14 protein-coding genes are annotated in these 12,550 nt (G+C 30.6%); 1 reads left to right on the top strand and 13 read right to left on the bottom strand.

All coding sequences use genetic code 11. The features are described 5' to 3' along the window. Positions 1 to 212: 212 nt before the first annotated feature. From KQI88_RS02695 to KQI88_RS02675, 6 genes are all read right to left on the bottom strand, one after another. Positions 213 to 926 carry a TVP38/TMEM64 family protein gene (locus tag KQI88_RS02695; RefSeq protein WP_216414812.1) on the bottom strand — a complete coding sequence of 238 codons (714 nt, stop codon included), beginning with the start codon at positions 924 to 926 and terminating at the stop codon, positions 213 to 215. Positions 927 to 1,280: 354 nt separating this feature from the next. Beyond that, a complete protein-coding gene (abc-f, locus tag KQI88_RS02690) occupies positions 1,281 to 3,197 on the bottom strand; it encodes a ribosomal protection-like ABC-F family protein (RefSeq protein WP_216414811.1) in 1,917 nt (638 codons plus the stop codon). A 224-nt stretch (positions 3,198 to 3,421) separates the two neighbouring features. After that, a complete protein-coding gene (locus tag KQI88_RS18240; protein WP_281417525.1) occupies positions 3,422 to 3,547 on the bottom strand; it encodes a hypothetical protein in 126 nt (41 codons plus the stop codon). 240 nt (positions 3,548 to 3,787) lie between these two features. After that, positions 3,788 to 4,327 (bottom strand): GNAT family N-acetyltransferase, encoded by a 540-nt coding sequence (locus KQI88_RS02685; protein ID WP_216414810.1) that lies wholly within the window; start codon positions 4,325 to 4,327, stop codon positions 3,788 to 3,790. A 12-nt stretch (positions 4,328 to 4,339) separates the two neighbouring features. Then, positions 4,340 to 4,963, bottom strand: a complete 624-nt coding sequence (locus KQI88_RS02680; RefSeq protein WP_216414809.1) for a TetR family transcriptional regulator — start codon at positions 4,961 to 4,963, stop codon at positions 4,340 to 4,342. Positions 4,964 to 5,201: 238 nt separating this feature from the next. Beyond that, positions 5,202 to 5,339, bottom strand: coding sequence for a hypothetical protein (locus KQI88_RS02675; protein WP_216414808.1), 138 nt, complete (start codon positions 5,337 to 5,339; stop codon positions 5,202 to 5,204). 314 nt (positions 5,340 to 5,653) lie between these two features. Between KQI88_RS02675 and KQI88_RS02670 the strand changes: the two genes are divergently transcribed. Further along, on the top strand, positions 5,654 to 6,241 hold the full coding sequence (locus KQI88_RS02670) for a hypothetical protein (protein ID WP_330656027.1): 588 nt from the start codon (positions 5,654 to 5,656) through the stop codon (positions 6,239 to 6,241). A gap of 93 nt (positions 6,242 to 6,334) precedes the next feature. Here the strand turns inward: KQI88_RS02670 and KQI88_RS02665 are convergent, their stop codons facing one another. The 7 genes from KQI88_RS02665 to KQI88_RS02635 form a co-directional block, all read right to left on the bottom strand. Next, a complete protein-coding gene (locus tag KQI88_RS02665; protein WP_216414807.1) occupies positions 6,335 to 6,865 on the bottom strand; it encodes a YcxB family protein in 531 nt (176 codons plus the stop codon). Between the two features lie 578 nt (positions 6,866 to 7,443). After that, positions 7,444 to 8,235 carry a hypothetical protein gene (locus tag KQI88_RS02660; protein WP_216414806.1) on the bottom strand — a complete coding sequence of 264 codons (792 nt, stop codon included), beginning with the start codon at positions 8,233 to 8,235 and terminating at the stop codon, positions 7,444 to 7,446. Positions 8,236 to 8,773: 538 nt separating this feature from the next. Next, on the bottom strand, positions 8,774 to 9,118 hold the full coding sequence (locus KQI88_RS02655) for a hypothetical protein (protein ID WP_216414805.1): 345 nt from the start codon (positions 9,116 to 9,118) through the stop codon (positions 8,774 to 8,776). Positions 9,119 to 9,413: 295 nt separating this feature from the next. Continuing rightward, on the bottom strand, positions 9,414 to 10,037 hold the full coding sequence (locus KQI88_RS02650) for a CatA-like O-acetyltransferase (protein ID WP_216414804.1): 624 nt from the start codon (positions 10,035 to 10,037) through the stop codon (positions 9,414 to 9,416). A 134-nt stretch (positions 10,038 to 10,171) separates the two neighbouring features. Next, on the bottom strand, positions 10,172 to 10,873 hold the full coding sequence (locus KQI88_RS02645; RefSeq protein ID WP_216414803.1) for an MBL fold metallo-hydrolase: 702 nt from the start codon (positions 10,871 to 10,873) through the stop codon (positions 10,172 to 10,174). A gap of 146 nt (positions 10,874 to 11,019) precedes the next feature. Next, on the bottom strand, positions 11,020 to 11,535 hold the full coding sequence (locus tag KQI88_RS02640) for a GrpB family protein (RefSeq protein ID WP_216414802.1): 516 nt from the start codon (positions 11,533 to 11,535) through the stop codon (positions 11,020 to 11,022). A 141-nt stretch (positions 11,536 to 11,676) separates the two neighbouring features. Then, positions 11,677 to 12,231, bottom strand: a complete 555-nt coding sequence (locus KQI88_RS02635) for a GNAT family N-acetyltransferase (protein ID WP_216414801.1) — start codon at positions 12,229 to 12,231, stop codon at positions 11,677 to 11,679. Between the last annotated feature and the right edge of the window lie 319 nt (positions 12,232 to 12,550).

The following is a 12,550-nucleotide window of genomic DNA, read 5'->3' as shown; positions in this document are numbered from 1 at the left end:
AAGTTAATAAATGAAACTATATCTTGAAATATCTAGTTTATTCTATATATATCTTCTAATTTAGTGGATTACATAATCTTTATATAATTCTCCGTACACAGTACCGTTCTATTACATAGGTATTGCTTTCTTTATTTTATCTATTTATAACAACTTAAAATAACTAGATATCATCATTTAGTATTACGGAATAAATGGTATCTTTGATATTTCTAATTTTCTTTGTTCCTTCCTAATTTCATATGAATAATATCCATTAATTTGTCTTCAATTTTATCACCATATTTTTGTATAAGAATAAATAATACTACTACTAGTAAAACAATACTTATCCAACCCCACCATGGAATTGTAATATTTGTAGCACCTACTACTGAGGAAACTAGAAGTCCCCATGGCCTCGTCAACAACATGATTGCAAAAAATCTATTACATTTTATTTTACTAAGTCCTGCTAAAAAGCAAATAGAGTCATCAGGAAAAAATGGCAATAGAAACATAGCTATTAATAGCATTTCACTTTTTGATTCTACAAGTTGTCCGTACTTACCTGCAATCTTTTGGCTAACAAATTTGTCCGTAAGTGGCTTTCCAAATTTTCTTGAAAGAATAAATACTAACATTGAGCCTAAAATTACTGCAAGTGTACTCGTAATAAATGTCTTCCATATACCAAATACTATTCCTCCTGCAGCTGTACTTATATTGCTGGGTATCGGCGCAATGACAACAGACATGAATTGTATTATAAAAAAAATAATAATAGCTTTGTTACCAAATCCATCTATGTATGTTTTAAATGATTCAATAGAAGTCATAATATCCATAATTCCACTAGATGTAGCATATATAATAATTCCTGTTAATGCTCCGATGATGATTAATAAGCAACAGACGAGCATAATCTTATCCTTCGTATTATTCACAAATATACCTCAACTTTCTACCATTTATTAACTACAAAAACTACTCCTTATGAAACTTTTCAATAATGTAAAACAAAATTTCTTTTTAAATCTTTCAATATATAATATTAATTATATAGCATATACTTTAAATTGCTTTTAACTATTTATAAACTTTTTCTTAAGGTTATCATTAACTTTGCTTAATTTCATAAAAAAGCTATACAATAGATTCTTTTTTACTTGTATCTAAATTTGCTATTCTATTTCCGTTCTAATTATTAACATACTCATAAAAAATGTGAACCTTTATTTAAACAAAAATCCCTCAAACAATAATTTGAGGGAAAATAAAAACACTGTCACCAAAGCTTTTTATTCATTTAATATAATCCATTCATCTAGAAGCTGATTAAGATGATTCTCAAGATTGTTTTTGTCATTATATAAATCCTTTAACTTATTAAAATCTGTAGCATTCAAATTTATTTCTGCTTCCTTATCAGCAATTAAAACTTCATATCGGTTTATTTGCTCTTCTATTTCCTTAAGTTTTTTAGTATTTGATTTCTCTGCCATATTTTTGGGGTTTCTCTTAAGGTTATTAGCTGACTTCTTATCTGACTTCTTATCCGACTTCTTATTTTGTCCCTTAGATTCTTCATTTTTGTTTTTAGATAATTTCTTTTCACGATAATAATCATAATTTCCTAAGTAACTAACTAGTTTTTTATTGGAGAGTTCCACCACTTTGTTTGCTAGTCTATTAATAAAATACCGATCGTGAGATATAAAAATCATCGTTCCATCAAATTGTAATAGTGTTTCTTCCAACATTTCACGCCCCATAATATCCAAGTGATTTGTCGGCTCATCTAATATTAGAGTATTCATATCTTTATACATTAATTGACAAAGGCGAAGTCTACTCCTTTCTCCCCCCGATAGATTTTTGACCCGTTTAAAAACATCTTCACCATAAAATAAAAACTTAGCTAATATATTCCTAGCCTCCCCCTCTGTACACAAATATTCCTCTCTAAAGGTTTCTAAAACAGTATTTTCTTCATTATTAAAGTATATCTCTTGCTGTAAATAGCTTATTTTTACATTGGCACCTATTTTAATTTTTCCCTTATCTAAAGAATTTTCACCTAATACTGTTTTAATAAAGGTTGATTTACCACTTCCGTTTTTACCCACAAGGGCCACTTTTTCTCCACACTTGAGAGAAAAGCTTAGGTCATTAAATAAAACCTTTTCCCCTATTTTTTTATGCAATCCTTCAACTAAAATAACATCCTGTCCAGATCTTTCTTGGATAGAAAGATCCAGTTTCATTTTATCATTATCTAGTATAGGTCTATCTACTTTATCCATTTTCTCTAATCTTTTCTCCATATTAAATGCTCTTTTAAAAATTTTTTCATTATCTCCTCTATTTGCCCAATCCTTCAATCTTTTAATAGATTCCTCCATTGATTTGATTTTCTTTTGCTGATTTTCATAACGCTTTAATTCCTCTAAATATATTTTTTCTTTCTCTGCCACATAAGCTGAATAATTGCCAAGGTAGGTATTGGCTTTTCCACCTTCTATCTCAATTACTTTATTAGTAACTTTGTCTAAAAAATATCTGTCATGTGATATGATGATGACGGTCCCTTTATACTCTAATAAAAAGGACTCTAACCATTCAATAGAATCCATATCAAGATGATTTGTCGGTTCATCTAAAAGCAAGATGTCCGGCTCCTCTAATAGAATCTTACCTAGAAGGACAGCAGTTTTTTCTCCTCCACTTAAATCTTTAAAGCTCATATTTAAAAACTTTTCATCTATCCTTAAGCCATCGCATACCTTACTTAACTTTTCCTCAATATTGTATCCACCTTGACTTTCAAAGGAATCCTGAAGTTCTCCATACTTTTTCATTATTGCATCTAATTCTTGATCTTTGGCAAAGCACATTTTTTCTTCCAGTTCCCTTATGGCAGATTGAATACTCAGTTCTTTATGAAATGCCATGTTTAATACATCTATTACTTTAAATTCTAGGGGATAATTGGAAATTTGCTCTAACCATCCTATTTGACTACCTTTTCTAATGGAAAGAACACCTCTATCACACTTTTCTACACCAGATATGATTCTAAATAAAGTAGTTTTCCCAGTTCCATTTCTTCCGACTATTCCTGCCCTATCCCCCTGTAAAACCTGAAATGTTATATCCTTCAATACTTGATTTACTCCATAATACTTTTCAACACCACTTAAAGATACTTCAATCATTTCTTCTTCTCCCTTCAAAAAATAAACCTAGGTAAGGACGTGTTACCTAGGCTCATTATGACAAAGAATGATCTTTCTACATCTTTATGCCACATGTTGTAAAGTATTAATATCGATGTTTTTTCTTGTGTTACATCTATTTTAATACATAAAAAAACCTAGGTAAGTAATGCTTTACCTAAGTTCATTGTTTTATCAATGTAATTTAGTTAATGGTAAAATAATTACTTTCCTTTAGTTAACATAATATTCATTTTAGACACACTTACCCCTTGGCCTAGAGTATTGAATCCTGATATTGTTCTAGTATGGAATAATTTGTCTAAAATATTGTTAACTAAAGTTGTCATACCTATTTTCACCACCTTGTATATATTCCTATAAATTATATCATAAATATTATAAATATTTCAACACTTAATTTATTATACTTTATTTTCCTTCTATAGCCTCAATCATAATATTTTTTCTTAAACTTCCTTATTCACTCCATATTACTTATATCTCCACAATACACTACACATACTGGACTAAAAATTATTCTCTATAAATAGATAACTGCAAAAGTAAATAAACATACAAAGATATTTCTAACTAGTTTTAAGATATTCACTTTGAAGAATCCCCATATGAATAATATCATGCCATCTTCCTTCTCGAAAAATACTTTCACGGGATATTCCTTCATGTTTAAATCCTATCTTTTCATATAGTTTAATAGCTTTGTTATTAAATGAAAATACCCTTAGGGATACCCTATGGAGATTCATTTCAAGGAAACTATAATCAAGGAGTAACTTCATTGTTTCTGTTCCATAGCCTTTGCCCCAGAAATTTTTATCTCCAATATCAATAATGAATTCACCATTACGATTTTTATAATCGATATTAATCAAGGAAGTAATTCCTATTGGCGTATTCGACTCCTTATCTACTATTATATAACTCTTTGAAAATTGGGAACCTAAAATAACTTGATTAACAAATTCTGTAGTTTCCTCAAGATGATAGTTATCTAAAAATGGAGCAGTAGATTTCATAACCTCTATGTCATTTCTCCATGTATGGTACAGTTCTACGTCCTCTGATGTCATTTTTCTTAAAATAATTTTAGAAGATTCAAATAACACAAAAACACTCCTTTATTTTTCTATAATTGGGCAAAGCATTTTTTCTAATGTAAAAAGTAAAATATCAATTTGTTCATTTACCTTTGTCACTTCTACACTTAAATTAAATGTATCTAGCATTAACCCATCTAAAAATGAAATAAGGTATAAGGCTATTGATTTAGAAGGCATACAGGGCTTAAATTCTTTTCTTTCAATCCCTAATTCAATAAACTCTTTTATTGAGTCAGCTAATTTCTGGTACCGCTCTACTAAATAAGGGTTACTTGTTTGATTTCCTCCACGATATATTGTTAGAAAAAATTCTGTCTTGCAAAGCAAAAGAGATTGATTAATAGATTTAATATTTTTTTGTTGTAGCTGAACCCAACCTGTTAACTGCTGCCAAAAGGAATACTGGGCATATTTTTCCAAAAGATGTATATCTATTTCATCTTCAAATTTAAGAAGTTCCTCAAAAATATGCTGAATATTGTTGAAATAAGAATACAAAGCACCTCTAGATACTCCTGCTTCATCCATAATATCTTGCATTGTTGTTTGTACATATCCTTTTCGTATAAACACTCTTTTTGCAGCCTCAAGTAGTTCTTTCTTTTTTTCCTTTTTATATTGATCACTTACTTTTGGGGCCATAGTGGTTTCCTCCTATTTTATACCAGTGCTCTAATAGATAATAGTTTTAAAGTGCTATTTAAATTTATTGGCTTCGCATATAAAAAAGACATTGATGTCGTTTTGATTTTATTATAAACGACATTAATGTCTTTATCAATGCTTTTTTATCCATGTTCAATCAATCCTGTAAATAGCATGGGATATTTAGGTAGAATCTTGGAATTCTTTTTCTTCTCTATCTTCAATATGGCAGAATCTACTCTAGGTGGTGGTGAAAAATCATCCTAGAAACATCTCTTATTATCTCCATTTCAAACCACATTCGCCATTTTAATATACGAGTATCTATAATAGAATTAGCTATAAAACACCTAGCCGTCCCCTTTTCCATCATAATCATGCTCCTTGCAATGGATTAGTTGGTTGATTAAGAAGTTTATCCAATATAGCTGTGGTAATAGCATAGGGAATATTAGCTACTACATAAAAGTGAACTTGGGTTAGTCCAAGGTTTAATTTATCAAGAACTATATAAAACTTTCTAAACTAATGAAATTTATTTAAATGTAAGTGGCAAAATTATTACCTCAGAATATAATAGAGTGAAAAACAAACAAATCTACAAGTGCTTTAGAATGTCCATGAATTTAATCTTAATAAGTAATTAAAGTTTAAATCTATAAATTAATTAAAAAGGAGGAAATAAATATGATGCCTTATGTTAGTGCTCCTTATGAATACTACTATGCTTTTAATCCCATGGAGGTTTCAGCGACACCAGACCCTGAGATGTATAGACAGTATGGACAAAATTTCATATCAAATGTTGATGCAAATCAACTTCAACCAATCCTAACAAATAATCCAGCTGTCACAAATCTTGTTTTATTTAAAGAGTTATCAGGATTCCCTAACTATGGAAATCCAAGTGGAAATGCAGATATCCTTTACACAGGAACTCGTGGAGAATGGACTTTTGAAATACCACCCTTTTTCTTTATACCAGGGCTGTTAACTGCGCAGCTAGCTATTCGCGCAGTATTAGATGATAGAACAACCCCTATAAGACAATATTCCGCTACCATTAGCATTAATGGAAGAGTAGTTCATCGAGGTCCCCTTCCATTAGAACATGGTAGGCCCTTTGGGCAAATATTTATTAATTGGAATACATTGATATTTAATGTACCGGATATAAGACGAGTTAATCGAGTAGTAATTACAAACACATCTAATGCTTTACCAGATGACTGGATTGGATTAGATTGGATGGAAATGAGATTCTTTCGTAGATAAAACTAAGTAAACTCCCTATAAATCGGGAGTTTACTTAGTTTTAATAATTATATATAGAAGTACTTTTAGATAAAAAGTGGCTTCAAATTTTCATTAAATTCTTCTATACTTCTTACTCATATTCTTTTGGTATAAGACTCTTAAGCTTTCAATGGTTTCCTTATCCATGTCTTTTTTTCTTATTAAAGATGCCTGATTCATATTAAAATATGTAATAAAATAATCCTTTGACTCTAATACTTGGTAGAATTGACTATACTTAATCTTAGCTTCACCTTCAAATGCTGTGCTTTTTATAATTAAAAAGTCCTCATAGAAATCTAATGTTTCTTGTGAATTAAATACTCCTGTTTTATCCGTTTTTACTCTTTGTTTGTTTTTTCTTTCAACCTTAAATATTACTACAAGAACTGCCACAACTGCTAATAAAATCCATAAAATAAAAAATTTTGTTATATTAAATTGATTTTCATTATAGACAAGGAATGCAGACATCAAGGCAGATATCAAAAGTGTAAATGGAATTATTATTTTACTTCTTATAAATGTAGCTATATATAAAAACTTATGATAGTCTTCTTTTCCCATAGAAGTTTTTACCGTAAATAATTTATCATTTTTCATGTTTTCACCTTAATTACTTTATATTCATAAAACTGTAAAAATCATTCACTTTCTTTGCTCAATCTTCCATTATCATTGGTATTTTTCTTTTAGCATGATTTCATACATAATCAAGACATCTAGTATAATTAATTCTGCCACTGTTTTACCGGGAATGGCAAAATTTCAATCAAATTTTCTCCACTTTGCACATTGAAAATCTAAAATTTTTCTGTGCTATTGCAAGTTTGAAGTTTATTATAGTTAAAGCCGTGTTAACGTATCCTAAGGTTAATCTCACATAATTATACCTTTAACATTATAACATTATAATGTATTTGCTATTCATTTGTGAAATGACTGTTTTTAGACAGCAAAAAAGCGGCTGTGTTTTTCAGTTACGAAGAATACAGCCGCTCCAGCTAATCATCAAACGTCAGGTTATTAAATTGTATTTTAGATGTTTTATATATAAACAAAGACACCAAGATTCTATTATCTTAATGCCTTTGAATTTTCTTATTAAATTTGTTTTCAGTATAATAAAGCGTATGCTTATAATCTCACTTAATTGAAAATAGCTATTCTTTAAGTTCAGCTTATTTTTCATCAGAGTCGGTATCGTTAACTTTATCACCTACATTATCAGTAATGCTGGATTCTGTTTTATGTTTTGTTTCGGTATTCAACCCGCTATTTTTAATTGTTTCAAAGTTTTCAGGTTTAACCAACTGATTATCATTACTGTCCTTAATTTCTTCACTCGCCTCAATTAAGTCTTTGTTAATCTGAGTGGTTAAATTAGCTGATTGTTTTTGCAAATCAGCAAGGCGTTCTTTTTTAGATGCAGACGCCCCGCCACGTGATTCATCAAGCTTAATTTCCATTTCTAAAATTCTTGACTCTCCGTCCACTTTGGTTTTCGCAGAAGAAACCACCTGTGCTTGGCTTAGACTTGAGGACAAGCTTACGATTGAATTTAAGCGTTCAGTTTGAATTTCTTCTTCTGTTTTAGGCTTTTTATATGCTATTTCTTTTTGGCTTTCAGCTTGTCGTTTTGATTGTTCAGCCATTGTTTGAGCAATCTGTTCATCAATGTTTTTAAGTTGTTTCTCAAAACATTCAAGCTGTGATTTTATGCTATCCATATTTCCCCCTTTTTCAAGGGTCGTGCCAATAAGTTCATTTTTCATTTCAGTTATATTCTGTTTTTGTTTTATCAAAGACTCAATAAGACTGCTTGCCTTTCCTAACGAACTAATAGATACAGTATCTTTTCGTTCTTGTTGCTCACTGTTTTTTATAGCAAAGTTATTTTGATTTAAGCCTTGATTAATATGGCGAACATTGAAAAAGTTATTTTGCATACCGATATTCATATTAACACGCATAAAATTTACCTCCTTTAAAACTTTTTCTATATGTAATATCGACATTAATTCTAAAAAATTTATAGTAAAGCATATAACTTTAATTATTTATGAGACAAGTAATAGTAAACTCGTCAAATATAAATCATTTCGTTCAAAGATATAGGCAATTTTTTTCTTTCCTGCACTCGAAAAACTCACTTTTACATCTGTCATTATCAAAATACCCTATACTATCTATAAAAACGCTAAAAAATCGGGGTAAAAAATAGCCATTTTGTCACCCGATTCTTACCCTTTTTTCACCATTAAACCACTATATATCATAGTTTTGGTGGTCTATTTTGCTGTTTTACCACTAGAGGTTATCAGAACCACACACTCAACATCGGTTAGGGCGAGGTGATGATACTAATATGCAGAAGTATGAGATTTTGCGTATTAGTATTCCTCTTGTACTTTATATAGTTATCATGTTTCTAAATCCATAATTTTCTTTTGCTTCTATTCTTAAAGTTCCTCTATGATTCTCTATTATTTTTCTTGATATAATCAACCCTTAACCATATTTTAAACTAAATGAAGTTTTATCTGTATCTATATAGTAATTTTCTTTAGTAAATATATCATATGTTTTTTCTTTCATTCCAACCCCATCGTCCTTAATAATGTAATAATAATTTGAATCAAATTTTGTATAGCTATCTTTTGGAAAACCTACAACCAACAAATCCCCTTCATGGTCCCAAGTAAAAACAGGATAATCTTTTAAATAGAATCTTGAAATCTTTGCAATATCTGTAATAGAATATTCTTCAGGTATTTCTTTTGGAAGATACATACTCCATTTTATATTTCCTTTATCTTTATCTAGCAGCATACCCCAAGCCCTGTTATTATCCAATGCCTCTATTCCATCTTTATTTATAACATAGAATTACTTTAAATTTTAGATTTTGAAAATTATTTATCAATGAGCGTTTCAATGAAACGTTGCGAATGAATAGTATGATATATACCATTCTGATGTAATTTTTCAAAGCTTTCTCAAAAAAATACACCTTCTGATTTAATATCATCAAAGTGTGTATTTTATGCAAATATTTTACTAATATATAGAATTATTTTTTAGAAATTGAGCAATATTAGAATAGGTATACAAGAAAGCCTATTGAAACCAGTAAATTCAATGATTTTCTTTATAAGCTATTCAAGTAATTTTGCAATTGTTGATGAAATTTACCAATATGAACACCATCAATTAATCTGTGATTCACTTCAATTGAATAATGTAAAATTTTTGTATCTCCCTCTGAGGTGTATTTCCCCCACGTTATCCTAGGAATTGAGTCATCTTTGTTCAAATCGCGCTCATTTGTAAGTGATGTAAAGTCAAACCATGGTAATGAGGAAAAATAAATTAAAGAGTCTCCATCAAAACTACATTTTGGGAAATACTCCTTTTGAGCAATGCTCTGTTCCTTAGCTTTAATGCAAAACGAATCAATGGAATCTCCCGCTTCTAGTGTTACGATATGAAATAGTTCACTATCTTTTTTCATATCAACGAAACTTGGAATTAATTTTTCATGACATATAATGGATTCATCTCTAATTTTGTAACGAAAATCTTCTATGGAGTTCATAACTTCTGTTGAAGCATAAATCATAGCATAATAAAAGGATATATTACGTTGTTTAACATATTTATATAAATTAGTAACATCAAAGGTAAATGTTATACTATAAAAAGGATTTGAAAGCGGTGAAAAAAAATTAAAATGCTCTATTCGTTTCCAAGATTCTTTGCTTATTTTTTTCATAAGTGCTCCTCCTATAAAATAGTATTCTTATGTTCTCATAATATAAATTAGTTTTTGATGCTCAAAAGGGAGCAACCACCTTTCAAAAATATTAACTTAGTGTAGACAACAGGACTGCCTACACCAAGTTATGCTCATTTTCTCTGGTTCTTAAATCTTCCACCATGATAGCAATAATAATTATCTGCATCCATAGATATAAGTTTTTTAAGTGACTCTTTAGCCATATCTAGATCTAGCGTGAATTGTGGATTTGCAATAATAAGTTTATTGTCATCAATTACTGCAGCATCTCCTGTAATAACAGAATTACTCTCCTTTAGATATAAAGAAATATGCCCTGGCATATGTCCCGGAGTATCTACTATCTCACAACCACCAGCCCAATCAAAATACTCTCCATTCTTAACTTTTATATCTACAGGGACAGGTTTGATTTTTCTCAAAGATTCACAGAATTGAATTCCAAATTGTTTTTGTTCTTCCGGCAACATATTTAACATTTCTTCTGCTTGTAACAATCGTAATGATTTTTTGTTACCAGATATATAGTCGCTTTCTATGTAACTTGCCACAACTTTAATATTTGGATATTTTTCTTTAATTTCAAATAAAGCTCCCATATGATCATCATCATGATGAGTAATCAATACTTTCGTTAAGGAATCGGGATTAACACCTTTTGATTTCATCTCATCTTCTAATAAAGGTAAAAAACCAGAATACCCACAATCCACTAGAACAACATCATCAGTACTTAACAATAAAACTGGATGTATCGTCTGAGTTTCATTTTGATATTGAAAATTTATATCTAACATTATTATTTGATTCATTTTACTTCACCTCATAAAATATAATAACTTTGTACTCACCGCCTATCGGCACTCTATAGAGTATAGTCATAATCTCTGCATTTAATCAAAACATGCTTTTACAAAATCGTAGGGATGACTAGTAACTCTATGAAGCGTTATGCTCATTATGCGTGGTGATACCATTCTAATGCTTTTCTTTCCAATTCCTTAACAAAGTTATCTTTACCATCACAATAAGCCTCAATGTCCAAAGGAAACATAGTGGCTAATCTACTCTTTAGTTCTCCATACTCAAATGTATCCTTTGGGTATGTTCTTAAATAATCACGAACAGCTAAATGCCTTTCAATATCATTAGAGTTACTTTCTTCAAATATATGAATTTGATGGGTTCTGTTTTCCAGCCCTTTTCTAAAGTACCTTCTGCCAATCATGCCAAATTCGCCTTTTGGCTCGTAGCCCAGAGCTTTAAACTCTTTATTATAATCATCAACTTTTGTAATGTCCCTTACCACAGGCATAATATCAATGATTGGTTTAGCTCTTAAATTTTCCACTGATGTGCTTCCAATGTGGTAAATATCAACCAATTCATTTCCAAGCATATTTTTAATTTTTTCAGCTTCTTCCAGATATAAATTTGGCCATTCGCTGTTATACTCTACAACTTCAACTTTCATATAAACAATCTCCTCTCTAAGCAAGATATAATTTCTCTCATTATTCTCAAATGATGATTTTATCGTTATCCATCAACAGATACAATACTGAATTGCTGTTTACACATACTCTAGTCGCGTTCTTACAGAGATAATTTTCATCTATCGCTTATTCTCCTTATAATCAATTTTCGTACTGTATACAGTTTCAAAAACCATTTTCTTATAATAATGAAACAAGATTTCTTCTACAGGATTCGGATAGGTCATGTTTTTCATCAGCAGCGGTTTTTGCCCCGCTTGCAGTGCTGGCTGGAGGTAATCAAATTGATTTAGATGAAATCCCATCCTTTCGTAAAATTTAATCCGCCTGTAGGCGATCTCCGTTGAGGGAGGTTCTACCTCCAAAAATACAGGTTTCGCAGCATGGGAAAGATACTCTTTCAGCATTTTTTCGCCCAGACCATCGCCACGGTATGCAGAATCCACTGCAAAATGTTCAATAAAGTTAATATCATCGAATTCCCACACCGCAAGAAAAGCAATGATTCTTTCCTGCCGCTTTTGTATATACAGCTTATAATAACGGTGATTCATCAACTGGTGTTGCCCGTCGTAGCTACGCATTTCACTGGGCGGGAAAGCGGCGTGCATAATTTCATAAATTCTTGGAAAATCGATCTTTTCAGCTAAGATCCAGTTGTGTTGTGTACTCATAGACTTCCTCCAAAATAGATTTTTTTCGTCGCACTCCGCCACAGCAGCATTGGCAGTAACCATTGCGCCGTCGCCAATATGCGCACTCGGCATCACCTTAACTCTTCTATTCTTCCAGATAAACCTTGGTAAATATTTTTAGCATATCGCAAAACATATTGACCTGTTCATCCGTATAACTTGATTCAATCGCAATTCATTTAGTATAATGTCAGAGTAAAACCCGTGAATTACTTCTCGTAATAGCATAACATATCTCCTTGCAAACAGTTAAGTAAATTTAATTAAATTTACTTAACTGTATCCTAAGCTACTTGCT

This window comes from Alkaliphilus flagellatus, assembly GCF_018919215.1.
Classification (GTDB): domain Bacteria; phylum Bacillota; class Clostridia; order Peptostreptococcales; family Natronincolaceae; genus Alkaliphilus_B; species Alkaliphilus_B flagellatus.
This window is presented reverse-complemented; position numbering and strand designations above follow the sequence as displayed.

Bases quoted from the DNA above. Each gene is read 5' to 3' on its own strand.
- KQI88_RS02665 (WP_216414807.1), bottom strand. From the start codon at position 6,865: ATGAAAAATGATAAATTATTTACGGTAAAAACTTCTATGGGAAAAGAA.
- KQI88_RS02660 (WP_216414806.1), bottom strand. From the start codon at position 8,235: ATGCGTGTTAATATGAATATCGGTATGCAAAATAACTTTTTCAATGTT.
- KQI88_RS02635 (WP_216414801.1), bottom strand. From the start codon at position 12,231: ATGAGTACACAACACAACTGGATCTTAGCTGAAAAGATCGATTTTCCA.
- KQI88_RS18240 (WP_281417525.1), bottom strand. From the start codon at position 3,547: ATGACAACTTTAGTTAACAATATTTTAGACAAATTATTCCATACTAGA.
- KQI88_RS02650 (WP_216414804.1), bottom strand. From the start codon at position 10,037: ATGAAAAAAATAAGCAAAGAATCTTGGAAACGAATAGAGCATTTTAAT.
- KQI88_RS02680 (WP_216414809.1), bottom strand. From the start codon at position 4,963: ATGGCCCCAAAAGTAAGTGATCAATATAAAAAGGAAAAAAAGAAAGAA.
- KQI88_RS02670 (WP_330656027.1), top strand. From the start codon at position 5,654: ATGATGCCTTATGTTAGTGCTCCTTATGAATACTACTATGCTTTTAAT.
- abc-f (WP_216414811.1), bottom strand. From the start codon at position 3,197: ATGATTGAAGTATCTTTAAGTGGTGTTGAAAAGTATTATGGAGTAAAT.
- KQI88_RS02640 (WP_216414802.1), bottom strand. From the start codon at position 11,535: ATGAAAGTTGAAGTTGTAGAGTATAACAGCGAATGGCCAAATTTATAT.
- KQI88_RS02675 (WP_216414808.1), bottom strand. From the start codon at position 5,339: ATGATGGAAAAGGGGACGGCTAGGTGTTTTATAGCTAATTCTATTATA.
- KQI88_RS02645 (WP_216414803.1), bottom strand. From the start codon at position 10,873: ATGAATCAAATAATAATGTTAGATATAAATTTTCAATATCAAAATGAA.